This window comes from Mycolicibacterium cosmeticum (genome assembly GCF_000613185.1).
GTDB classification, from domain to species: domain Bacteria; phylum Actinomycetota; class Actinomycetes; order Mycobacteriales; family Mycobacteriaceae; genus Mycobacterium; species Mycobacterium cosmeticum.
Genome location: NZ_CCBB010000001.1, coordinates 1,742,348 through 1,765,453, shown reverse-complemented (window position 1 = coordinate 1,765,453; position 23,106 = coordinate 1,742,348). Strand labels below are relative to the sequence as shown.

Annotated in this window: 19 protein-coding genes; 5 read left to right on the top strand and 14 right to left on the bottom strand. The window is 64.1% G+C overall.

Translation table 11 applies throughout. The annotated features are described in order from the left end of the window. Positions 1–25: 25 nt before the first annotated feature. Positions 26–2,782, bottom strand: a complete 2,757-nt coding sequence (locus BN977_RS08395; RefSeq protein ID WP_051561170.1) for an aminotransferase class I/II-fold pyridoxal phosphate-dependent enzyme — start codon at positions 2,780–2,782, stop codon at positions 26–28. Between the two features lie 102 nt (positions 2,783–2,884). Beyond that, entirely contained in the window at positions 2,885–4,249 is a 1,365-nt protein-coding gene (locus tag BN977_RS08390) for an HNH endonuclease signature motif containing protein (protein ID WP_036397102.1), read from the bottom strand. Between the two features lie 317 nt (positions 4,250–4,566). Between BN977_RS08390 and BN977_RS08385 the strand changes: the two genes are divergently transcribed. Together BN977_RS08385 and BN977_RS08380 are read left to right on the top strand one after the other, a co-directional pair. Next, on the top strand, positions 4,567–5,295 hold the full coding sequence (locus BN977_RS08385; RefSeq protein ID WP_036397101.1) for a sulfite exporter TauE/SafE family protein: 729 nt from the start codon (positions 4,567–4,569) through the stop codon (positions 5,293–5,295). 65 nt (positions 5,296–5,360) lie between these two features. Beyond that, a complete protein-coding gene (locus tag BN977_RS08380; RefSeq protein WP_036397099.1) occupies positions 5,361–6,209 on the top strand; it encodes a class I SAM-dependent methyltransferase in 849 nt (282 codons plus the stop codon). Here BN977_RS08380 and BN977_RS08375 read toward each other — a convergent pair. The 6 genes from BN977_RS08375 to BN977_RS32325 are packed head-to-tail and all read right to left on the bottom strand — an operon-like array spanning position 6,172 to position 14,207. After that, entirely contained in the window at positions 6,172–6,855 is a 684-nt protein-coding gene (locus BN977_RS08375) for a response regulator (RefSeq protein ID WP_024452733.1), read from the bottom strand. The genes BN977_RS08380 and BN977_RS08375 overlap by 38 nt on opposite strands. Further along, positions 6,852–9,410 carry an ATP-binding protein gene (locus BN977_RS08370; protein ID WP_036397097.1) on the bottom strand — a complete coding sequence of 853 codons (2,559 nt, stop codon included), beginning with the start codon at positions 9,408–9,410 and terminating at the stop codon, positions 6,852–6,854. Before BN977_RS08370 ends, BN977_RS08375 begins: the two co-directional genes overlap by 4 nt. A 7-nt stretch (positions 9,411–9,417) precedes the next feature. Continuing rightward, a complete protein-coding gene (locus BN977_RS08365) occupies positions 9,418–10,299 on the bottom strand; it encodes a potassium-transporting ATPase subunit C (protein ID WP_036397096.1) in 882 nt (293 codons plus the stop codon). A gap of 1 nt (position 10,300) precedes the next feature. Continuing rightward, positions 10,301–12,448, bottom strand: coding sequence for a potassium-transporting ATPase subunit KdpB (kdpB, locus tag BN977_RS08360; protein ID WP_036397094.1), 2,148 nt, complete (start codon positions 12,446–12,448; stop codon positions 10,301–10,303). Beyond that, positions 12,448–14,118 (bottom strand): potassium-transporting ATPase subunit KdpA, encoded by a 1,671-nt coding sequence (gene kdpA / locus BN977_RS08355; RefSeq protein WP_036397092.1) that lies wholly within the window; start codon positions 14,116–14,118, stop codon positions 12,448–12,450. The genes kdpB and kdpA overlap by 1 nt, the downstream gene beginning before the upstream one ends. Beyond that, positions 14,118–14,207: a potassium-transporting ATPase subunit F gene (locus tag BN977_RS32325; protein WP_109761975.1), complete on the bottom strand. Its 90-nt coding sequence runs from the start codon at positions 14,205–14,207 to the stop codon at positions 14,118–14,120. Before BN977_RS32325 ends, kdpA begins: the two co-directional genes overlap by 1 nt. A gap of 420 nt (positions 14,208–14,627) precedes the next feature. On the opposite strand from BN977_RS32325, the gene BN977_RS08345 reads away from it, so the two are divergent. Further along, positions 14,628–15,359, top strand: a complete 732-nt coding sequence (locus tag BN977_RS08345) for a type III PLP-dependent enzyme domain-containing protein (RefSeq protein WP_036397090.1) — start codon at positions 14,628–14,630, stop codon at positions 15,357–15,359. On the opposite strand, the gene BN977_RS33460 is transcribed toward BN977_RS08345, so the two are convergent. The 6 genes from BN977_RS33460 to BN977_RS08330 form a co-directional block, all read right to left on the bottom strand. After that, positions 15,356–15,637, bottom strand: a complete 282-nt coding sequence (locus BN977_RS33460) for a hypothetical protein (protein ID WP_036398705.1) — start codon at positions 15,635–15,637, stop codon at positions 15,356–15,358. The genes BN977_RS08345 and BN977_RS33460 overlap by 4 nt on opposite strands. A 499-nt stretch (positions 15,638–16,136) precedes the next feature. Further along, the gene (locus tag BN977_RS31770) at positions 16,137–16,856 is read right to left on the bottom strand and encodes a class I SAM-dependent methyltransferase (protein WP_084172444.1); all 720 of its coding nucleotides are present in this window, start codon (positions 16,854–16,856) and stop codon (positions 16,137–16,139) included. After that, a complete protein-coding gene (locus tag BN977_RS32645; protein ID WP_131590055.1) occupies positions 16,844–17,788 on the bottom strand; it encodes a hypothetical protein in 945 nt (314 codons plus the stop codon). Before BN977_RS32645 ends, BN977_RS31770 begins: the two co-directional genes overlap by 13 nt. A 318-nt stretch (positions 17,789–18,106) precedes the next feature. Beyond that, positions 18,107–19,798, bottom strand: coding sequence for an ATP-binding protein (locus BN977_RS32640; protein WP_131590053.1), 1,692 nt, complete (start codon positions 19,796–19,798; stop codon positions 18,107–18,109). Next, positions 19,795–20,328 (bottom strand): HEPN domain-containing protein, encoded by a 534-nt coding sequence (locus BN977_RS32635; RefSeq protein WP_131590051.1) that lies wholly within the window; start codon positions 20,326–20,328, stop codon positions 19,795–19,797. The genes BN977_RS32640 and BN977_RS32635 overlap by 4 nt, the downstream gene beginning before the upstream one ends. Before the next feature lie 523 nt (positions 20,329–20,851). Continuing rightward, positions 20,852–21,604, bottom strand: coding sequence for a YfbU family protein (locus tag BN977_RS08330; RefSeq protein ID WP_036397087.1), 753 nt, complete (start codon positions 21,602–21,604; stop codon positions 20,852–20,854). A 219-nt stretch (positions 21,605–21,823) separates the two neighbouring features. Here BN977_RS08330 and BN977_RS08325 point away from each other — a divergent pair, with 219 nt between their 5' ends. Further along, positions 21,824–22,447: a recombinase family protein gene (locus BN977_RS08325; RefSeq protein ID WP_191262691.1), complete on the top strand. Its 624-nt coding sequence runs from the start codon at positions 21,824–21,826 to the stop codon at positions 22,445–22,447. Beyond that, entirely contained in the window at positions 22,444–23,091 is a 648-nt protein-coding gene (locus BN977_RS33065; protein WP_036397085.1) for a hypothetical protein, read from the top strand. Before BN977_RS08325 ends, BN977_RS33065 begins: the two co-directional genes overlap by 4 nt. Positions 23,092–23,106: the final 15 nt, after the last annotated feature.

Here is a 23,106-nt window from a genome sequence, read left to right as displayed (position 1 = left end):
GAACCACCTCGTCGAGGCGGCCGGCTTAGTCGGCGAAGCTCGGTTGCGGCAGATCCGGCCAGCGCGCCGGGCGGGCACCCTCGATCGCCTTCTCGGTGTACACCCGGAAGCCGAGCTCGGGCTTGTAGCCGTGGATCTCGGGGGTGTCCAGTTCGCGCAGGAAGGTCAGGATCTCCTGGCTGAACACCTGCCCCGGTACCAGCACCGGGAAGCCGGGCGGGTAGGGCGTCACGAAGGTCGCCGACACCACCTGCACGCCGGCGTCGATCTTGTCGAAGATCTCGTCGGTGCCCAGGTACTCGCAGTTGGTGTCGTCGTAGGACAGGTAAAAGGCGCGCCGCACATCGCCTTCGGGGGTGTCGTTCCCGTTCCGGAAAACGGGGTGGAAACCGCTGAAGTTCGGCAGCGGCGCCGAGTTCGTCGTCAGCCGGCGCACCGTCTGCTCGAACCGGGCCCGTTCGCTCAGGCCCATCTCGGAGATCGACTCCTCCAGTTCGGCGGCGATCTTGACCAGCACCTCCACCAGGTAGGCCACCGAGCTGCGGGTGGTGCCGATATTCGTCATGAACAGCACCGTGTTGCGCGAGGTCTTGTTGATCTGCACACCGTGCCGGTCCATCAGCTGGTCACGTTTGAATTCGTCGCCGTCGTAACCGGTGCGCCCGATCGACAGCGTGATGCGGGACGGGTCCAGCACGAACTCATCCGTATCCCACACCGCCATCATGTTTTTCAGGCCGGATCGCAGCGGCTGGGCGATGCCCGACGGCCGGAACTGCGCCGGGATCAGGTCCGCGGTGCGCAGGCACGACATGTACTTGCTCAGCAGCGGGTGATTGTCGATCGCGTCGCGCAGCTGCATCGCGTTCTCGATCTGGCGTTGCACCAGCTCGACCCCTTCCAGGGCCACCTGGCGCCGGCCCAGATCCAGCGAGGCCAGGATCTGGTAGTTCGGCGAGGTCGAGGTGTGCGCCATGTAGGCCTCGTGGAACGCCTCGGACACCTTCTGCTCGAAGTCCTGGTCGAACACGTGGATCATCGAGCCCTGCCGCAGCGAAGTGAGCGTCTTGTGGGTGGACTGGGTGGCGTACACCCGGACCCGCGCCTCGGCCGGGTCGGGCCGCAGCCGGCGGTTGAGCATGTCCTCGTCGGACAGCGGCCCTTCTTCGGTGAGCTGGGCGGTGTAGGACGCGCGGTAGTCGGGGTCGGCGAGCTTGTCGCGCAGGCTGCGCGCGGACGCCATGGCGGTGCGTTTGCGGTATACCGGGTGGAAGCGGGCGAAGGCGAACCAGGCTTCGTCCCAGAGGAACACCAGATCCGGTTTGATGGCCAGGCATTCCTCCATGACCCGTTCGGTGTCGTAGACGATGCCGTCGAAGGTGCAGTTGGTCAGGGAGATCATCTTGACCCGGTCGAGTTTGCCGGCGGCCTTGAGCGCCAACAGTTTCGACTTGATTTCGCGCAGCGGCACCGCGCCGTACATGGTGTAGTCCGGCAGCGGGTAGGCCTCCAGGTAGATGACGTTGGCCCCGGCCAGCATCATGCCGTAGTGGTGGCTCTGGTGGCAGTTGCGGTCCAGCAGCACGATATCGCCGGGCGCGACCAGGGATTGGGTGACGATCTTGTTGGCCGTCGAGGTGCCGTTGGTGACGAAGTAGGTGTGCCGTGACCCGTACGCCTCGGCCGCCAGCTGCTGCGCCTCGCGCAGCGGTCCGGTCGGTTCCAGCAGCGAGTCCAGGCCACCGCAGGTCGCCGACGTCTCGGCCATGAACACGTCCAGCCCGTAGAAGCCGACCATGTCTTTGATCCAGTGCGAGTTGACAATCGACTTGCCCTGGCTGATCGGCAGAGCGTGGAACACCCCGGTGGGCCGGTGACTGTACTGCTTGAGTGCACTGAAGAACGGCGTCCGGTACCGGGCAGCCACGCCCTGCAGGATCGACAGGTGCAGCTCGAGCACACCCTCGCGGGCGTGGAACACCCGGCGGAACGACTGTCCGAGCCGGCCGGCGATGTCTTCCACCTCGATTTCGGTCATCAGGTACAGGTCGAGTTCGGGACGCAGGTCCCGCAGCGAGGTGGCCAGGATCGCGGCCCGCTCGTCGGGTGACTTGTGGTCGTCGAGGTCGTGGGACAGCTTGTGGTCGATGAACTCCGACAGGGTAGTCAGGTCGCGGGACGACTGATGACTGAACCGGCGGCGGATCACCACGGCCTGCAGGTTGACGTTGAGGCGGGCAGCGATCAGCGCCTCGTCACCGCTGCCGACCACCACCAGTTCGTAGACGAACTCGTCGTCGGGGCGGCGCCAGCTGCGAACTTCCTTGCGCAGGGCCCGTTCCTGGGCCTCGGTCATCTTCTCGACCACCAGCACCTCGAAATAGAGCTGCTCGCGTTTGTTGACGGGCTGGCTCTCCAGGGTGCGTGGGTCGGCCGGGAACATGTCGGCGGTGTCGTCCAGCCCGGCGGTGTCCACCTCGCCGGTGCGGTAGGACTCGGTGGTCAGCGCCCGGTTGATCCGCGTGACGGCGTGCGCGAACTTGTCGTAGGCGCCGGCGTTGAACAGCCGCTGCACCTTCGCGAACTGCGGGGAACCGGGGAAGGCCCAGTACGGCTCCAGCGGCGTCAATCTGGTCAGCAGGTCGTGGCAGATGGCCACGTACTCGTCCTTGAGTTCGCCGGTGGTGCTGGGCCGGGTGAGCCGGTCGGCGGCCTCCTCCAGGCGGCACCAGGCGTCGCCGCGGAACTGCCAGACACTGTTGTACGCGCGCGAATTGTCCACGGCTAGAGCGTGGACCCGCGGTGGCGTCGGGCGGGTGAGCGTGCGACGAACGCTTCGCGTCGATTGGGCGACGGCCGGTCGACCGCGACCTGGGAATCAGGCTCACGGGTCGTCCGACCCGTCCTCGCGCAGGAGTTCTTCGGGGTGGTGCAGTGAGTTGATCCGGGTTTGTCCGGTGTCGAGCAGGGGTGGCGGGATCCATTCGACGCGGCCGTCGGCGCGCAGCCGGGTGGTCCAGCCGCCCTCCTTGACCAGGCGGTTGTGCGGTCCGCAGGCGAGGGTCTCGTTGTCGATGTCGGTGTGTCCGCCGGCGCCGAAATCGGTGACGGCGTGGTGGGTTTGGGAGCGGTACGCCGATACCGGGCAGCCGGGGAAGGTGCAGCCGCCCTCGCGGGCGTACAGGACGAGGCGTTGGCCGGGGGAGGCGATGCGTTTGGTGCGGCCTAGATACAAGGGGATGCCGGTGGCGTCGTCGAAGACGGTCAGCCAGAGGTAGGAGTGCGCGGCCAGGCGGATGACGTCGCGCATGGGGAGCGTCGATCCGCCGCCGGTGCGGGCGACTCCGGCAGCCTCGTGCAGTTGGGTCAGGGTGGTGGTCACCACGACGCTGACCGGCAGCCCGTTGTGATCGCCGAGCTGACCGGACATCAGGGCAGCGCGGGCCAGTGCCATCAGGGCGTCATGCTGACGTTGACCGAGGCTGCGGGTGTCGGCGGCGATCGCCTCGGCCGACGGGGTGCCCGTGGTGCACGGCTGCTCGTCGTCGGGATTGCACATGCCCTTGCCGGCGAGTTTCGGGAAGGCCGCTTCCAGGTAGGCGCGAAATTCGGGGGTGATCTTTCCCCAGAAGTTCGACATTCCGTCCTCGTCCTGCGGGCCCAGGAACACCCCGCGCATCAGTTCGCGTCGGTCGACGGTGTCGTCACCGTTGGGGTCGGGGCCGTCGGGGTCGAGCATCTGCAGGAGTAGCCGTGCGACCCGGCGCAGACTCTCGGGGCATTGGGTGGCCGCGACGGCGGCCAGGTCGGCTTCGGCCTTGGCGCGTGTCTGCGCGTCCACGCTCGGCGGGATCTTCTTCATGGTCGCGGTGATGATCCCGACATGCTCGGCCGTCAGCTCACCGCGGGCGAGCGCGGCGGCGGTGGCGGGGTAGATCGGGTCCAGCGGTTCTCCGGTGATGCTCTGGCGTGGACCGAGGAGCTCGGCCTGGCTCAGGCGGCGGCACGCTTCGGTCTTGGACAGACGCAGCCGGATGGACAAGGCGTCGGCCCAACTGCGGGCGCCCAGTTCGGACGGGCCCGTGCGGCGGCTCAGCGCGGCTTGGATGCGGTGGGTGACGGCCGGGATCCGGCGGTGCGCCTGCTCGAGTGCCGTCTGGATCTCCAGGAGGTCGGCCACCGACACGTCATCCATCGAGGCGCCGGACACTTTGTCCAAGGCGGCCAACAAGTCGACGACAACCTCCATGATTCGAACACTAGTACGAACCACCGACATCAAGCCGTAGTTATCCACAATCGCGGATTCATCCACAGATGCACGCACGCAACGGCATTCGTGCACGGAAAACGAGTAGACTCTCGTCGATTCGACATCCACGGCACCGTCGCCCTGGCCCTGGACCGCGGACTACACTCGTCCTCGACAGCGTCTAGGGTTCCGGCGTCACGCACGTGTCTGGTCCGAGCGACGCCACCGCGACTCCCGATGAGGCGCGGTCATCTGAACGGACAAAAGCCTGGAGGATCTCCGGCGGCGCGCCGCGTGCCGTCGAGAAGGTCCTCATGCTTGCGCTGTTGGTTTTGCTGCTCCTCGCATTGGTTGCCGGCGCCCTGGGCGGTCTGGTCGGCACCGGCTCGTCGTTGATCCTGCTGCCGGTGCTGGTGGTGCTCGACGGTCCGCGGGTGGCGGTGCCGGTCATGGCCATCGCCGCGGTGCTGGCCAACGTCGCCCGGGTGGCCGCCTGGTGGCGCGAGATCCGGTGGCGGCCCGTGCTCGCCTACGCGGTGCCCGGGACACCGGCCGCCGTGGTCGGTGCGCACACGCTGATGACGATCTCGCCTACGGTCGTCGACGCGGTCCTCGCGGCGTTCTTCGTCGTGATGATCCCGCTCCGCCGCGTCGCCGCGGCCCGGCAATGGCGAGTGCGGCTGTGGCAGCTCGCGGTTGCCGGGGTGATCGTCGGTTTCCTGACGGGGTTGGTGCTCTCGACGGGTCCGCTGAGCGTGCCGATCTTCACCGGATTCGGGCTCAGTGGTGGAGCGTTCCTCGGCTCGGAGGCCGCCGGCGCCCTCGTGCTGTATGCGGGCAAGCTGACCACATTCACCCAGTTGGGTGCCCTCGACGAGACGATGGTGGTGCACGGCCTCGTCATCGGCGCGGCGCTGATGGTCGGGCCGTTCCTCATCCGCCGCATCGTGGCGCGGGCGTCCCCGCGCACCTACGCGCTGATGATCGACGCCGTCCTGGTGGTGGCGGCCATCGGTATGGCCGTCGCAACCATCCGGAGGTGAGCGCACTTGGTCACGCCCGCAACGGGTTTCGCAGGCGTGAAAATGAGTTGATCCAGGGTGCGAGAATGGTCACCGTGACGGAGGACTGGCGCGAGCTGAACCTGGCGAACTGGGAATCCCGGGTACCCCTGCACGTCGGACCCGATGGCTACGACCTCGCCGGGTTCGACGACTCCGACTACCTGTCCAGTGTCGTCCGCTACGACCTGCCCCGGCTGGGGCGCCTGGACGGCCTGGATGTGGTGCACCTGCAATGCCATATCGGCACCGACACCGTGTCACTGGCGCGTCTCGGCGCGAAATCGGTGACCGGAATCGACTTCTCGCCGACGGCGCTGGCGGCCGCGCGTGAACTGGCGGCGCGGGCGGGGGTCGACGTCACCTTCGTCGAGTCCGACGCGTACGACGCCACCGGTGATTTCGACCTGGTGTACACCGGCATCGGGGCGCTCTGCTGGCTGCCCGACATCCGGCGCTGGGCCCAGACCGTCGCCGGCCTGCTGCGGCCCGGCGGCCGGCTGTTCATGCGGGAAGGGCACCCGATGCTGTGGGCGATCTGCGATCCGCGTCCCGACGGGCTGCTCGTCGTCGAGTTCCCGTACTTCGAGACCGACGGCTTGGTGTTCGTCGAGGACGAGACGTACGGGGGACCGGGGCAGTTGAGCTCCCCGGCGTCGATCAGCTTCAACCACGGGCTCGGTGAGATCTTCACCGCGCTCACCGACGCCGGGCTGACCGTCACCGCGTTGGAGGAACACCGCGAGGTTCCGTGGAATCCGCTCGGTGACGCCGTCATTCCCAGCCCGGACTTCGACGGGGAGTTCGTGCTGGAGGAGGGCCGGGACCGGGTGCCGATGACCTATACCCTGCAGGCCGTCAAGCCTGAAAGCGGTACCCCATCCCCGCCTCGGTGAGCAGGTGCACGGGGTGCGACGGGTCGTTTTCCAGCTTGCGGCGCAACTGCGCGAGATACACCCGAAGATAATGGGTCTCTTTGGCATAGGCCGGGCCCCACACCTCTTTGAGTAGTTCCTCGCGGCCCACCAACTTGCCCCGGTTGCGCACCAGCATCTCCAACATGCCCCATTCGGTGGGGGTCAGGTGCACCTCGACGCCGTTCTTGGTGACCCGCTTCATCGCGAGATCGACGGTGAACGACGATGTTTCGATGACGGGCTCGTCCAGTTCGGTGGCGGCCGCGCCGCGCCGCACCGCCGCGCGCAGCCGGGCCAGGAACTCGTCCATGCCGAACGGTTTGGTGACGTAGTCGTCGGCGCCGGCGTCCAGCGCCTCCACCTTGTCCGACGAATCGGTGCGGGCCGACAGCACGATCACCGGTGCGCTCAGCCACCCGCGCAGGCCTTCGAGCACCTCGATCCCGGACATGTCGGGCAGCCCGAGGTCCAGCACGATCACATCGGGACGGTGGTCGGCCGCCGACCGCAGCGCCTCGGCCCCGGTGGCGGCGGTGGTGACCTCGTAGCCCCGCACGGACAGGTTGATCCGCAACGCCCGCAGGATCTGCGGTTCGTCGTCGATCACGAGCACTCTGGTGTTCATCGAAGTCCGTCTTTCGGTGGTGCGGCCAAGTCGATTTCGACGGTGAGCCCGCCGCCGGGGGTGTCGGAGGCGGTGATCGTGCCGCCCATGGCCTCCACGAAACCGCGGGCCACCGACAGCCCGAGGCCCACACCGGTACTGGTGTCGGTGTCACCGAGCCGCTGGAAGGGTTCGAACAGTTGCTCCTCGGTGCCGCGGGCCACCCCGGGACCCTCGTCGATCACGGCGATCAACACCCGATCACCGACGCGGCCCGCGGTGACCCGCACCGGCCGGTCCGGCGGGGAGTACCGCAGCGCGTTGTCGACCAGGTTGGCCAGCACCCGCTCCAGTAGGCCACTGTCGGCCATCACCACGGCGTCGTCGACCTCCACCTTGACCCGATCCAGTTCCTTGCGTGGAAAGCCGGTGGTGCCCTTGTTTATTCCGATCAGCGCCCGGGACACCGTCTCCTCCAGGTACACCCGGCGCAGTTCCGGCCGCACCACCCCGGTGGCCAGCCGGGACGAATCCAGCAGGTTGCCGACCAGTGCGGTCAGCTGGTCGATGGATTCCTCGATGGTGGCCAGCAGCTCGGCCGTGTCCTCTGGCGAGAACCCGACGTCCTCGGAGCGCAGGCTGGACACCGCGGCCTTGGCCGCGGCCAGCGGGGTACGCAGGTCGTGGCTGACCGCCGACAGCAGCGAGCGGCGCAGTTCGTCGGCCTGGGCGATGGCCTCGGCACGGCTGGCTTCCTCGGTGAGTTCGCGCTGTTTCACCAGTCCGGCAGCCTGTTTGGCCACCGCGCCGAGCACCCGCAGATCTCGGGCGGTCAGTTTGCGCCCGGACAGCAGCATCCAGAATTCGTCGTCACCGACCTCGACCGCGGTGTCGGCGTCGTCGACCCCGACGCAGGGGTCCTTACCGACACACGCCACGGTGGTGAAACCGTCCGCGCCTTCCCGGACCAGGCTGACCGCGCGCTGGGCGTAGGTCTCGCGGACGCGATCCAGCAGCATGCCCAGGTCGGCGCCGCGCAGCACCGATCCGGCGAACAGGGCCAGCAATTCGGCTTCCTGCGCCGCCCGGGTGGCTTCGCGGGCCCGGCTGGCCGCGCCGTCCACCAGGACGGCCACCGCCACCGCCACCAGCAGCAGCACCACAATGGTGACCGCGCTGTCAGGTTCGGCGATGGTGAAGGTGTAGCGCGGTGTGACCAGGAAGTAGTTCAGCAGCAGCCCGGACAGCAAGGCGGAGAAGGCCGCCGGCGTCTTGCCGCCGAGCAGTGCGACCACGAGCACACCGATGAAGAAGATGGCGCTCTCGCCGCCGATGCCGAGGAAGCTGTCCAGCCAGAGGGCGGTCACCGCGCAGATGACGGACGGGACGATCACCGCGGCCAGCCAGGAGGCGATGTGCTTCTGCCACGGCACCATCGACGAATACGACCGCGCCCGTTTGGCTTCCGGGTGCGTCACCATGTGCACGTCGATCTTGCCGGACTGCTGCACCACCGACGCGCCGATGCCCTCGTCGAAGATGCGGGCCCAGCGGGACCGTCGGGAGGTGCCCAACACCAACTGGGTGGCGTTCATCTCGCGGGCGAACTCGAGCAGCGCGGCCGGCACGTCGTCACCCACCACGGTGTGCAGGGTGGCCCCGAGGCTGGCCACCAGCTCGCGCACCTTACCCATCTGGGGCGCCGACACACCGGACAGGCCGTCGCCCCGCACGACATGGACCACCATCAGTTCGGCGCTGGACTTCGACGCGATGCGCGATGCCCGGCGCACCAGGGTCTCCGATTCGGCGCCCCCGGTGACGGCGACGACGACACGTTCGCGGGCCTCCCAGGTGTCGGTGATCTTGTTGTCGGCCCGGTATTTCGCCAGTGCGGCATCGACTTGATCGGCCAGCCACAGCAGCGCCAGCTCGCGCAGCGCCGTCAGGTTGCCGCGGCGGAAGTAGTTCGACAGGGCGGCGTCGATCCGTTCCGGGCCGTACACGTTGCCGTGGGAGAGCCTGCGCCGCAGCGCCTCCGGGGTGATGTCCACCAGTTCGATCTGATCGGCGGCGCGCACCACCTCGTCGGGCACCTTCTCCTGCTGCTCGATGCCGGTGATCTGGGTGACGACGTCGTTCAGGCTCTCCAGGTGCTGAACGTTGACCGTCGAGATGACGGTGATCCCGGCGTCGAGCAGCTCCTCGATGTCCTGCCAACGCTTGGTGTTCCTGCTGCCCGGGGTGTTGGTGTGGGCCAGCTCGTCGACCAGCACCACCTCGGGGTGCCGCGCGATGACGGCGTCGACGTCCAGTTCGGGGAACCGCCCGCCGCGATACTCGACGTAGCGCGGCGGGACGGTCTCGATGCCGTCCAGCAGTTCGGCTGTCTTGGCGCGGCCGTGGGTTTCCACCACCGCGGCCACCACGTCGGTGCCCCGGTCCAGACGTCGGTGCGCCTCACCCAGCATCGCGAACGTCTTGCCAACGCCGGGTGCTGCTCCGAGATAGATGCGCAGTTCGCCGCGCTTGGCTTTGTGCGTCGAGGAGCCGGTGGTCACACCAACATCATCCACCGCAGCCTCAACTCTTCACGGGATACTTTTGGTCCAATTCCAGGTTGAGGGCCAACACGTTGACCCGGGGTTCGCCGAGGAAGCCGAGGGCGCGTCCGGTCAGGTTGTCGTCGATGGCCGTGCGGATCACGTCCGGGCTGACCCCGCGGGCCTTGGCGACCCGGTCCACCTGGATGGCGGCGTAGGCGGGGGAGATGTCGGGGTCCAGGCCGCTGCCACTGGCGGTGACGGCGTCCGCGGGCACAGCCGGGTCGGCCGCCGCGGCACCCCTGATGGGCACGATCTGGCCCAGGCTGTAGTCCTCGCCGAACTTCGCGCATTCGACGCGCACGCCCTCGTAGGTGTTCAGGAACGGCACCTTGGTGGTCTCGCAGGGTTCGTTGACGCTCACCACCCGGGTGGGGTGCACGACGTTGCCCGCGGCGTCGCGGGGCCCGATCACCGACAACACCGCGCCGACGCTTTCCCCGCCGCCCGTGCAGAACGGGCGGGCTCCGTTGACGCCTTCCAGTTCCCCGACGGCGGCGCTGCGCTGGCACACCAGGGTGAGCAGGCTGGGCTTGTCCGCACCATCGACGATGCTCTCCGGGCCCAGGTTGCTGGCGCTGGTGGCCAGCGGGTCGTAGCCGTCACCGGCGGCCGACGGGCGGCTCTGGAAGTACTGCGGCAGGGCATTCCCCTTGTCGTCGGTGAACAACTGTCCGATCAGGCTGCTGCCCACCGGCTTTCCGTTCGCCTCGACGATCGACCCGTTGGCCTTGTCGTGCAGGCCGGGGATCTGGGCCACCAGCCAGATGAACACCGGGTAGCCCAGACCGAGGATCACGGTGAGAACCAGCAGGGCGCGCAGTGCGGCCACGTGCTGACGAACCAAATTGGAGAAGAACATGTCACATCCCTGGCAAGAACTGGATAACGAGATCGATGATTTTGATGCCGATGAACGGCGCGATGATGCCGCCGAGACCGTAGATGTAGAGGTTGCGCGACAACAGCTTCGACGCGCTGCTCGGGGTGTAGCGGACACCGCGCAGCGACAGCGGGATGAGCGCCACGATGACCACGGCGTTGAAGATCACCGCCGACAGGATCGCCGACTGCGGGCTGTGCAGCCGCATGATGTTCAGCAGGTCCAGGCCGGGGAACAGCGAGACGAACAACGCCGGGATGATCGCGAAGTACTTCGCGATGTCGTTGGCGATGGAGAACGTCGTCAGTGCACCGCGGGTGATCAACAGCTGCTTACCGATTTCCACAATCTCGATCAGCTTGGTGGGGTCGGAGTCCAGGTCGACCATGTTGCCGGCCTCTTTGGCCGCCGAGGTCCCGGTGTTCATCGCGACGCCGACATCGGCCTGCGCCAGCGCCGGGGCGTCGTTGGTGCCGTCACCGGTCATCGCGACCAGCTTGCCGCCCGCCTGCTCCTTCTTGATCAGCGCCATCTTGTCTTCGGGAGTGGCTTCGGCGAGGAAGTCGTCCACGCCGGCCTCGTCGGCAATCGCCTTGGCGGTCAACGGGTTGTCACCGGTGATCATCACGGTGCGGATGCCCATCCGGCGCATCTCGTCGAAACGCTCCCGCATGCCCTGCTTGACGACGTCCTTGAGATGGATGACGCCGAGCACCGATGCCGTGCCGTCGAGCGTCTGGCCGACCACCAGCGGGGTGCCGCCGGCGGCCGAGATGCCGTCGACGATATCGCCCAACTCCGAGGGCACCTGGCCGCCCTGGCTGCGTACCCACTCGGCCACCGAGCTCGCCGCACCCTTGCGCAGGGAGTGTCCGGGGCCGAGGTCGACACCCGACATCCGGGTCTGGGCGGTGAACTCCACCCACTGCGCGGTCTTCAGCTCGCCAGGGGTGCGGGCCCGCAGGCCGTACTCCTGCTTGGCGAACACCACGATGGAACGGCCTTCCGGCGTCTCGTCGGCCAGGCTGGACAGCTGTGCGGCATCGGCCAGGGTCTCGGGTGAGACACCGGTCAGCGGAACGAAATTAGACGCCTGCCGGTTGCCCAGGGTGATGGTGCCGGTCTTGTCCAGCAGCAGGGTGTTCACGTCACCGGCGGCTTCGACGGCGCGACCGGACATGGCCAGCACGTTGCGCTGCACCAGCCGGTCCATGCCGGCGATACCGATGGCCGACAACAGGGCGCCGATGGTCGTCGGGATCAGGCACACCAGCAGCGACACCATGACGATGCCGGAGACACCGTTTCCGGTGAGCGCCAACGAATCCGGCACGCCGGGGTTGTTCATCTTGGAGTAGATGGCCAGCGGCTGCAGCGTCGCGACGGCGAACACGAAGATGATGGTCAGCGAGGCCAGCAGGATGTTCAGCGCGATCTCGTTGGGGGTCTTCTGCCGGTTGGCGCCCTCGACCAGGGAGATCATCCGGTCGATGAAGCTCTCACCCGGCTTCTGGGTGATGCGCACGACGATGCGGTCGGACAGCACCGTCGTACCACCGGTGACGGCCGAGCGGTCACCGCCCGACTCCCGGATCACCGGAGCCGATTCACCGGTGATCGCGGATTCGTCAACCGAGGCAATGCCTTCCACCACGTCACCGTCACCGGGGATGACTTGTCCGGCTTCGACGACGACGTAGTCGCCCTGCTGCAGCAGGGGAGCGGCGACCTCTTCCTCGTTGACGGGGCGGTTGGGGCCCCAGTCGATGAGGCGCCGGGCCATGGTCGAGGTCTTGGTCTTGCGCAGGGTTTCGGCCTGGGCCTTGCCGCGGCCCTCGGCCACGGCCTCGGCGAGGTTGGCGAAGATGACCGTCAGCCACAGCCAGATCACGGTGAGCCAACCGAACCAGGACGGTTCGACCGCGGCCAGGATGGTGCTCCAGACGGCGCCGATCTCGACGATCAGCATGACCGGATTGCGCCACAGGGTGCGCGGGTCGAGCTTGCGCAACGCGTCGGGCATCGACTTCCACAGCATCTTCGGATCGAGCAGGCCGCCTTGAATGCGTGTGCCGCCTGCGGGTTTCGATGTGTGCGACTGCGGCGCGTCGAGGGTGGGGGTGGTCATCAGTGAATTCCTTCAGCGAGGGGGCCGAGCGCGAGCATCGGCAGGAAGGTGAGGGCGACCAGGATCAGCGTGACACCGGCGACCATGCCGACGAACTGCGGTCGGTGGGTGGGCAGCGTGCCGATGGACTCTGGGGTCTTGCCCTGCTTGGCCAGCGTGCCGGCCAGGGCGAGCACGAAGATGATCGGTAGGAACCGGCCGAACACCATGGCCAAACCGAGTGCGGTGTTGTACCACTCGGTGTTGACGGTGATGCCGGCGAATGCCGAACCGTTGTTGTTGGCGGCCGAGGTGAAGGCGTAGAGCACCTCGGACAGGCCGTGTGGTCCGGTGTTCAGCATGCCGGCCCGCTGGCCGGGCATCGCCATGGCGATCGCGGTGCCGGTCAGCACGATCAGCGGGGTGATGAGGAAATACGTTGCGGCGAGCTTGATCTCCCGCGGGGTGATCTTCTTGCCGAGGTATTCCGGGGTCCGCCCGACCATCAGGCCCGCGACGAAGACGGTGATGATCGCCAGGATCAGCATGCCGTACAGGCCGGAGCCGGTGCCGCCGGGCGCCACCTCACCGAGTTGCATGTTGAACAGCGTCATCATGCCGCCGAGGCTGGTGTACGAGTCGTGGAACGAGTCGACTGCACCGGTGGAGGTGAGCGTGGTGGCGCTGGCGAAGACGGCCGAATTAGCAACGCCGAAGCGCTGTTCGACACCCTCCATCGCCGAGCCGATCGCGGTCGGCACGGTGCCGTGGTGCTGCAGCTGGAACAGCAGCATCAGGCTGGTGCTGGCCAGCGCGATGATCGTCATCACGGCGGCGATGGCGTAGCCCTGCTTCTTGCTTTCCACCATGCGCCCGTAGGTGCGGGGCAGCGAGAAGCTGATGACCAGCAGCAGGAAGATCTCGACCCAGTTGGTCCAGCTGTTGGGGTTCTCGAACGGGTGCGCGGAGTTGGCGTTGTAGAACCCGCCGCCGTTGGTGCCGAGTTCCTTGATGGCCTCTTGGCTGGCGACTGGGCCGCCGGTGATGGTCTGCTGGCCGCCGTTGAGGGTGTTGACCACCTGGTCGTGCAGGTGGAAGTTCTGGATGGCGCCGCCGGCGATCAGGATGATGGCGGCGACGACCGAGATCGGCAGCAGGATCCGGATGCTGCCGCGCACCAGGTCGACCCAGAAGTTGCCGAGGTCACCGGTGTTGCGCCGGGCCAGCCCGCGGATGAACGCCATGGCGACGGCCATGCCGACGGCGGCGGAGACGAAGTTCTGCACGGCGAGCCCGGCCATCTGGACGAGGTGGCCCTGGGTGGATTCACCCGAGTAGGCCTGCCAGTTGGTGTTGGTGACGAAGCTGACCGCGGTGTTCCAGGCCAAGGCCGGAGTCATCGGGGTGGCGGGATCGTTGAGGTGCAGCGGGAGCTTGCCCTGCACCAGCTGCAGCACGAACAGGAAGATGATGCTGATCGCCGAGAAGGCCAGCACGCTGCGGGCATACGAGCCCCAGGTCTGCTCGGTGTCGGGGTCGGCGCCGATGGCCTTGTAGATGACGCGCTCGCCCCGAGAGTGCTTCTCGGACGAGTAGACCCGGTACATGTAGTCGCCCAGCGGAACGTGCACGGCCACCAGGGCGACGATCAGGGAGACGAGGAACAGGATCCCCGCTGTTTGACTGCTCACTAGAACCTCTCGGGGAAAAGCAGTGCGGCGAAGAGAAACAGTGCCAGCAGGATCGCCAGACCCAGGCCGACGATGTTGTCGTAGCTCACAGGCCCTCAACCCACTTCTGCACGAGGCCGAGCAGGGCGAAGATCGCCACCGTCAGCACGAGGTACACCACTGCGGACATGTCACTCCGTTCACTGAAAAATCAGGCCTCCGGCATCGGTGGCCACGTCGAAGCTAGACCCGGGCAGAGGGCAGATCCGCGTCGTTGACGCTTTCTTTACGGGCGGCGCTCGGTCCTTTACGGTCTTCGTTCGATCCGGTCCGTCTGCGGTGGTCAGGGCGTCTTTACGGGGTAGGCCGGGGGCGTCAAGAGAACGTCAAGGTTCGCGGTGGTGGTGTCAAAACCGTGCAAGAAGCCTTCGGTTTCGGTGGTTCGCGAGAGACAGTGGTGATGGCGGCCTGATCGGCCGAGTCCTGAATACGACAGAAGGTTCGCGGTGCACACGCTCGTCAGTCCAGGTATGTCGTCGGCGCATCGCTTCGCACAGCGGCTGCTGCACGTCCGGCCCGTCGATGTCCTGGACGAGACGGTGTTGCTGCGCCGATGTGCGGTGTACCGCAAAGCGTTTCGCTTCTCGACACTAAATCTTCCGGCCGGGGTGCTGCAGTCCGGGGCGGTGGCCGAGTGGATCCGGCGCCACGGTGTCGGTGTCGAGGCCTGCTCCGTCGACGAGGTCGACCGGGCGTTGTCCCGCGGGATCTCGACGAAACAGATTGTGCTGCACTGCGGGTCGGGTGTCGATGCCGATTCGGTGCGCAGCGCCGCCGGTGCCGGCGTGCTGCGGTTCCGGATCAGCGCCGAGGAGCAGCTCGACGCGCTGGTTCCGCGCTCCGGGGCGCGGGTGGTGGTGGATTGCGCGGCGTCGGACTGGGAACGCTTGGCCGCGGCGGTGATCGCCCGGCCCGGTGTGGAATTGATCGGTTTACACCGCCACATTGCGCGGCCCGACGGTGTGGATGGCGCGGACGCGGTGATCGGGATGGTCGCCGGGCTGGCCGGGGTCAGTCGCCGGCACCGGACGATTCTCGGGCAGCTGAGCCTGTCCGGGGTCGGCTTCGGCTCGGCGGATGACATCGAGGCCACGCGGCTTGCCGCCGAGGTGCTCTACGAGGTCGTCGGCGATGGGTGCGCCTTGTGCCGGTATCCGCGCCCGGTGCTGGCGTTGTCGCCCGCGCCCGAGGAACTTCTCTAGCTGCCGCCGCCGCAGCCTCCGCCGCCACCACAGCCGCCTCCACCGCAGCCCGCACCGCCGCCACATCCGCCGTGAGCGTCCCCTGCGCCGGCGCCGCCACAGCCGCCCCCGCCGGACAGGTAGCTACCGCCGGCCGCCGCGCCGCCGGCGGCACCGCCGCGGGTGGCCCAGTACTTCTTCGATGCGCGTTCCTCGCCGCGGTGGTGAACCCACAGCATCACCCCGCCGATGGGCACCAGAATCGCCACCGTGACGAGGGCGGCGAGCAGGCCGTTCATCCATTCACGGTATGCCTCGTGCGGACCGTCGGCCATCCGCTGTTCGGGGGATTCGGGGTGGGATGTCGGCGGTGGTCGGGCCGGGCGCTAACGTCTTGGTCGGCGTACGCCCCCATAGCCCAATTGGCAGAGGCAGCGGACTTAAAATCCTCTGAACTGAGCGTTTGTTGTGTTTAGCCGTCGTGATGCAAGCGTGAAAAATTAGCGCGAGCTGCGGTTATGGATTGGTGGTGTTGGAACGGTAGGCGAGCAACGAACTGGCCGCGGTATCTGCTGCGGTACGCGAACCGAGGGACGGGGCACTTCGATGGCGTATCCGGAGGCGGGCTCATGACCTACCGCTTCGTCGCGCACGAGGCCAGGGGTCTGATTGAGTCGGAGTGTCGGGTGGGTGTGAACAGCAGCTCAGTGATGTTGCCAGGGTAGGGCCATGCTGACCGAAGTGCAGTCACTTCACTCGCCAAACTGGTATTCGAAACTACCGCGGACTTTGATCCAACTATCCGCGTGAATCACACCTACGCGAACAGTGCCTTGAAGCAATGTTGGCCTGGTCTATACCGCGCTGCTCGTTTGTGAGCTTTAGAGCGAGCGACGCAAATTCGATATCTCGGCCGACCTCTGGGAACCGGAGCCGTTCGTTCCACAGGTGCAGGTCCGTTCGAATGAAACCGAGCTGGAGAGCCAATTTTTCGAACGCGTCGAGGTCCCAATACCGCATGTAACGCAAGGCGTTATCAAGCTGCTCCTCCGCCTCATAGCCCTCGCCGATGCCCAATTTTACGGAGCAAACTAACATGCCATCCTCGCGTAAGATGCGCCAAAATTCTTTGAATACCACCGTCAGGATTGTGGCGGAAAAGTGTGGAAGAACTGTAGAGCACCAAATTGCATCAATGGAAGAATCGTTCAACGGAATTCTAGACAGGTCGCCCCGAACAAGTCCGATCTGATCCCTACCGATCAGATCGCTGTTGTTCTCAGAAGCGATGCTTAGCATCTTTTCGCTCAAGTCCAGCCCAATTACAAAATTCCCTCGCCGCCTTAACGAACGGAGATCTCTACCAGGCCCGCAACCGGCATCCAGAATCACACGCGGTTGACTATGACCTTTTTCTAGCCAGTCCATCTCATGACCAAGCATTTGTGATTCCCGCAGTTGTGCGTAAACTTCAGCCACTCGATCATATTCGCTTGATGCGCCTTCTATCGCCGCCATGCGCGCGACCTTAGCGCATTGACAACGGAACCCGCTCCCCACGTCAACAGGACTGCCCCAAGTAGTATCGCCGCTTTGATGAGAGCGTGTGCGTCATCTGGAATTAGGATTTGGCTAACCCCGAAGAAGATTGCAAAAGCCAGCGCGTACACAGCAATATTCAATGTAATTTTTTGCATATAGATGTTCATCTCGGTGGGTGCGGTAAAGGAGCTGAGTCCTTCTGCGATCGCCCTCTCCGCCGACCCATGCAGAGGATGTGAACCGGTTCGAGCAGGGTAGAGCACGCGTTCATAGACCATATTGATAATGTCCTGCACAATCGGATAACCGAGGCCAAGGCATGCTGTCCCGAAACGACTTACCCGCGCGTAGCCGATACGTCCGGACCGACTGTCGAATATCCTGTAGCGGAAGCTGGTCACTCCATCTCCCAGCCAATCCGGGCCCGAATTGTCCTTAGCCGATATTGCACGCACTCGCTTAATATCGATAATGGGGTACCAAACAATTCCTGTGCTACCAGAAGCTAGAGGAAGCCGCGGCATAATGTCGGTGATGAAAATGTGCCTAATGTCTAGAAATTCGTTCTCTATAAATTCGGAAAGCGAATCAAATTTCTCGGAAAATCCGACGCTCACAAGAATTCGCGATCGGTACGAATATATTTCAAAAGTGAGACCACCCGCTGTCTGTTTCGAATGGAACCAGCCTGATCTGCCCATTCGGCTCATTAGAAATTTTGAATTGTCGACCGGCAACTGAATTGGTGGCACGTCGTCGCCTGTGCGGACTTGCAGGCAGGCAAAAACTACATCGCCTCGTTCAACGCGCCACGTTTGCATCTTGAGAATGGTAGCCGGACGGCCGTAGTTGAGAAAGTGGTTGAAGCTGCTTTCCCCGTGCTCAGCCTGCCGGCGTATCCCGCTCACACCTCGCTCCGGTCGCGGCCGGAAGCGAACTTAGTTCACGTTCGCAATTATCAAGGTCGGACCTGAATGATGCTTGATCCGCCGGCTGCCGTCGACGGACTGGTCGACATGCACCGCGATGGTATCCTATGTCGTGTGCACTCGCCTGACTCGGGCACCTGACTCGGGCACGCCTGGGCGAGTCTATCGCCACAATTGGCGCCGTAACGGTGCAATAGGTGATGACCAAACATCTCAGTTCGAACGCGTCGCAGCTTTCGGAGACCGGCGACTGTGACCCAACTAGGGTTAGCTGGCAGAACCAACCTCTGGAGAACCTTAATTCGAGTTGCGATCACTCTGAGATAGAGAAACGTTTTCGAGCTCTTTGAGTTCCAATTGGGGTGCGGCGCGCAAAATGGATCGTAATCTAGAAGATGTCGACCCGACCCGAGGGGGTTCTTTTCCTCGTGTTTGGCGGGATACGAAGCTGCCAGATGAAAAATCAAGAACTCGAATCCTTTGCTTCAATCTAGCGCCCGAAAACTGACTCAAATCGAGCATGTACGCTTCATAGCGGTGGCCCGCGGAGTGTGCATCCGAGACTCCGGCATCGACTAGATGTATCAAGCGAACATCCATAAGATCGGTAAGAGATCCGTACCAGAGAGGGTTGTCTTCTTTGTCATGAAAACTGACGAGGAAGTATGTGTGTGAAGATTTCTCTAGGCAGAATTTTCTTACGACTTTCAAGCTTTCGATTGTCTTTTCGGCCGCCCCGGGGTTCGACGCCATGTCTTCTTCAAGTTCGTTGATCTTCGTGGCAGCGGCGTCGCCAGCCGCTTGGTTGATCTCTTGGACGCCGACTTGCCGCGCGCTCGGTCGCTGCTGAGCTCGTGTCACAGCACTCGCGGCCAGCACGAGGTAATCGCGAGGGACAGCACCTGACGCCAGCACAAGGCGATCAAGCCCTGCGCGGGAGAAGATTTGAGACAGCGACGATATGCCTACCCGCTTGCCATAGCCAGCCAGTACTGTCTCCAAGAAGCCTTGGGCCTGCTTCGGGTCTTGCAACGATACGTCGAGGTCGATGATTTCGGCGTCCTGGCCTGTTTGAAGGCCGGTTGGCGGCGAATTCAACCACCACCGTGTTAGGTGCTTGATGGACGCAACCTTGAGCCAAACCCGGGAGTCCCGCGTGATTGCGTGAAGCAAATCGAGAATCGTCGGCTGGAAATCTCGCTTCACGTAATAGAAATCGTCTAAGAAGACGAAAATAGTTGAATCTGTGAGTTCGAGGTGGTGAGAAATTGCCCCTTGCACCCGAGGAATTAATAGCTCAACTTCTTTAATGGTATTTGAGTCTTTGTCTAGCAGGCTTAAGATGCGATTGTGAACGTTCGATAGGGTAATAGAAGCCGGATTGTTTGCATTTAGTTTCCTGGATGCGATAAGGCTTCCAAGTATTTTTGAGAGGGTATAAAGGACAACTCGCTGCGGTTCTTCATGTCGGTAAGTTTGTATGTTTATCCACGCCGTAACGGCGCCTCTTAGCTCGACGTCACTCTTGGCTTCCACGAGAAGCGCTGTCTTTCCAGCTCCTCGGCGGCCAAAGATCAGATGGTGCCGTCCCGCTGTGACGGCAGACAAGCTCGCCCGGACGTCCGGAACATAGCCGAGGCTACGGTCTGCCGCAGACACCCTAGACCTAGCGCTAACAAGGCTAACGAGCTCAGAGATCCGGGGGTCGGACAGGCTTTTTACTGAGGTTCTAGCCTTTTCAGCCTTCGTCAACTCTTCATTAGCAACTCTGAAAACGACAAAACTTTGTTGATCAGGCGATGCGAGTGCCTGTTCGAGGGGTTCAGACAATGCTGATGCGGGGCCGAGGTCTTCCCGAGCTACGAATACTATGTAATTGCGCTCATTTGGATAGTCTTTTATGTGCACGTCAAGCGCAGAAATCCCCGCGTGAGTGGCGAGATACTGATTAATCAGGGTTCGGGCCGACTGGGAATCTGTTACAGTCATATGTGTGCACATCCCTTGCTGCTCAAATAGGTCCGGCACTCGCTCACGAAAGTGTTCGAAATCGGGTAGAGATTGGTGGCGATTTGCTTAAAGTGATCTGTTGATTGTGGGTATGGATCATAATCGGCTTCATTGCGCCACAGGCGCGCATTCTTTAGTTCATTCGAACGTATGCTGTGATTTGGAAAATCTGCTGGAATAGAACTGAATAATTTTGTGTGGTCCTGGCAGTCGTCGCCGCCGATGTAGAAATAGGATACTGCCCGCATACTGTGGTACATCGCGTAGTAGTAACGGCCAATGACCGTGCGCCAATCAAGGGCCGGCGACCTTGATTTTCTAAGGAGGTTGGCGATGTTGAGGAAATGTTCACCGAGAATAAGGCGATCGGCGGCAGCCTGATGGCTTAGGTCCGTAATGCTAGTTCCGAAGGTGATCGCCAAGCTCTCGCCCTCACTGAAGTAGCCGAGCTCTCGCTTGCTGGACTTGCTGACTCGAAGGAGTCGTTGTTGCTTCGGCGTGGTAACCATCGGTATGTCTCGGTGAGGTCTCTTTGGTCTCGGGTGATCTATGGTCAGTGTGATTTTGACACGCCGGCGGCAATAGCCAGAGCCCCCACCGTCGAAGAGCACGCTCGCACGGCTGGTCCGATCTGAGCAGGGGGTTGGACCGAGCCACTCAAAGTTGAAGCCGGCTGCTGAGCTGACGACCGGATCTCTGACGCTCATCGCGAGTCTGAACCGCGATAGACGTCCGAGGCCGGCCAGCTCGCAATCCTCGCGAACATGCAGCCGACAGTGCAGCCTTCTGGCAGCCATTTTCGATCTTGGTCCGTCTAGATCGCGGCCGTTGCCGTCAGCGCTGCGCCACAAACTCGCCGACCTACTCTTCAAAACCGCAGCACGCCAACTCAACACCATCCGCGCGACTACGACGTCATTCCTCTGAGCCCCAGAAGCCATCCGCGCTGTCGCCGTTCGAGGTAGCCGCCATCGAATCATCCTCACCCGCTGACTCCAGGCGCGCGGCCGTAGGCAAGGCTCGCAAACCGCCTTACCCGCGGCGTGATGGATGGACTCGAGCCGCGGCGATTTGCTCCAGCTCTTCCAGAGACAGCAGATAAGCCTCCCGGTGGTATCCGCGGTCGCGGCTGGCCTTGATGCGGCGGTGCTCGGCGAGCATCCGCGTGTACTCGTCCAGCACCGGGGAGTGCGAATTTCCGCCGTCGTTGCGGTCGAGTTGCGGCTGTAGTTCGGGCCACTTGCCGTCGCTCATCAGGAACTCGACGTAGCTGGCCATGTGGCTTTCGAGCTCGTGATTGCCGTCGAAACCCTCGAACTCCAACTCGTGACTCAGCTCCTCGCTGACGGTGACCCCGTCTTTCTCCAGCTCCCTGATGCTGAACGTGATCATGCGGAACATGTCGAGGATGTCCAGCACGCGTTCGCAGTCACGCTTGGACAGCTCGGTGCGGAAGCCAGCGACTTCCCTCCAGTACTCCCCGGTGAAGCCCGACTGAAGCACCTGCGCAGTCTGCAGTTGGGAACGCGGGTCGATCTCGGTGTTGTCCGCGGGCACCACGTGCGCCAGGATCCGGTGGAGCAACGCGAGCGCCTGACGGTCGGCGATCCGCATGCTCTCTGGTGCCGGCTCATCACCGTGCCTCACCGGCGGTTCGTACACGGGGATGACTGCCGCCATGATCAGACCTCGGACGTACTCACTGACCGTGGCCCCCTCGGCGTCGGCCAATTCCTTGAGCTGATCGCGGATCCGGTCTTCTACGCGGATATTCAAGACGGCCATGCCCGCCTCCTTTGTGTGTTCGTGTTACACATATCGTAGATATGTCGTACACGACTACGCAAGAGTGCTCATCGATCCGTCTTCATGAACGGCGGTAAGAAATCAAGCCTGTCTCGTTTTCATAGAAACGAGACAGTGCTACGCGGCGAACGCTGTGGTCATATCGCACCAGGTCGTCGTGTCTATTTTTTGTCCCACACGGCGTGTCTCAGATCCTCGATGTCGGAGGACAATGAGACGGTAGGAGGCGTGACAACGCTTCTGGGATATGCCCGCGTGAGCACCGCGGGCCAGGACCTCGATGTGCAGCTGGCCGCACTCGCTGCCCAGGGCGTCGAATCTGGTCAGATTTTCAGCGACAAGCTATCCGGTGCGGTGAACACCGCCCGACCTGGCCTTGCAGCTCTGCTCCACTACGCGCGCGAGGGTGACACCGTCGTAGTGGCCGCCATCGATCGACTCGGCCGCTCCGTCGCCGAAGTCACCCGCACCATCGCCGAACTCAGCGAGCGCCGAATTCTATTGCGCGCCCTACGTGAAGGCGTCGACACCGGCACACCGACCGGCCGTGCAGTGGCCTCCATCATGGCCACCCTGGCCGAACTCGAACTCGAACTCGGCCGCGAACGCCGCGCCGCCTCACGCGAGTCCCGACGAGCTCGCCGCCTGCCGGCCACCAAGCCGGCGAAACTGGACGCCGCGCGACAACAGCAATTACGCCGGCTCGCCGAAACCGGTGATCCCGTCCACGAACTCGCGAAAGCGTTCGGCATCAGCCGGGCAACGGCCTATCGCTACCTGTCCGCACCCGCCCGAAGCCCACAACCGGAGTTCACCACGTGACCACCGAGCTGCACGCCTCCACCCAGCTGCAAGCCGCGGCGTGGGTACCCAATGACGACCCGCAGCGGCCATGGGAGGAGGCCATAGCGCTTGCTGCCGAATGGATCCGAGCACGCAGCGATGCCGAAGAGCTACCTCCGGTACTGGTGAGCAATTCCATCGAAAGCGCAACGCGGCTGGGCAACGCCGACCTCGAGCAGATCATCGACACGGGCGGCCACGCCACACCGCGAACCAGCACTCGATACGACCGCGGCCCGGTCCTGGCGTTCGTCCCCAACGAACGCTCCCTGCACTTCGCGATAAACCTCGCGCGTGGCTACTCCCTGGCCCTCGTCGAGGGACGGTTTCCCCTCGCCGAATGGGCTGCCGCCGCAGGAGCCATCGACCTATTAACCGGCCGGACTGCGGCACCGCAGATACCCGAGGACGTAAGGCGCGACCTCGACTTCGCCATCCTCGACGGCGGCCGCAACGGATGGACCGGCCCAGACGAGAAAGCCCAGGCGCGGCGCTACCTCATCGACCACATCCGTGCCGGCCGACTCACCCCCGACCAAGCCGCGGCCTACACCCTCACCTCCCCAGCGGTGTCCGAGCGAGGCGCCAAACGACTCCGAGAACTCCTAGCCCGCAACCGATAACCCATCCCATACACA

Bases quoted from the DNA above. Each gene is read 5' to 3' on its own strand.
- BN977_RS08390 (WP_036397102.1), bottom strand. From the start codon at position 4,249: ATGGAGGTTGTCGTCGACTTGTTGGCCGCCTTGGACAAAGTGTCCGGC.
- BN977_RS08385 (WP_036397101.1), top strand. From the start codon at position 4,567: ATGCTTGCGCTGTTGGTTTTGCTGCTCCTCGCATTGGTTGCCGGCGCC.
- BN977_RS08380 (WP_036397099.1), top strand. From the start codon at position 5,361: ATGGTCACCGTGACGGAGGACTGGCGCGAGCTGAACCTGGCGAACTGG.
- BN977_RS08375 (WP_024452733.1), bottom strand. From the start codon at position 6,855: ATGAACACCAGAGTGCTCGTGATCGACGACGAACCGCAGATCCTGCGG.
- BN977_RS08365 (WP_036397096.1), bottom strand. From the start codon at position 10,299: ATGTTCTTCTCCAATTTGGTTCGTCAGCACGTGGCCGCACTGCGCGCC.
- kdpB (WP_036397094.1), bottom strand. From the start codon at position 12,448: ATGACCACCCCCACCCTCGACGCGCCGCAGTCGCACACATCGAAACCC.
- BN977_RS08345 (WP_036397090.1), top strand. From the start codon at position 14,628: ATGTCGTCGGCGCATCGCTTCGCACAGCGGCTGCTGCACGTCCGGCCC.
- BN977_RS33460 (WP_036398705.1), bottom strand. From the start codon at position 15,637: ATGAACGGCCTGCTCGCCGCCCTCGTCACGGTGGCGATTCTGGTGCCC.
- BN977_RS31770 (WP_084172444.1), bottom strand. From the start codon at position 16,856: ATGGCGGCGATAGAAGGCGCATCAAGCGAATATGATCGAGTGGCTGAA.
- BN977_RS32640 (WP_131590053.1), bottom strand. From the start codon at position 19,798: ATGACTGTAACAGATTCCCAGTCGGCCCGAACCCTGATTAATCAGTAT.
- BN977_RS32635 (WP_131590051.1), bottom strand. From the start codon at position 20,328: ATGGTTACCACGCCGAAGCAACAACGACTCCTTCGAGTCAGCAAGTCC.
- BN977_RS08330 (WP_036397087.1), bottom strand. From the start codon at position 21,604: ATGGCCGTCTTGAATATCCGCGTAGAAGACCGGATCCGCGATCAGCTC.
- BN977_RS08325 (WP_191262691.1), top strand. From the start codon at position 21,824: ATGTCGGAGGACAATGAGACGGTAGGAGGCGTGACAACGCTTCTGGGA.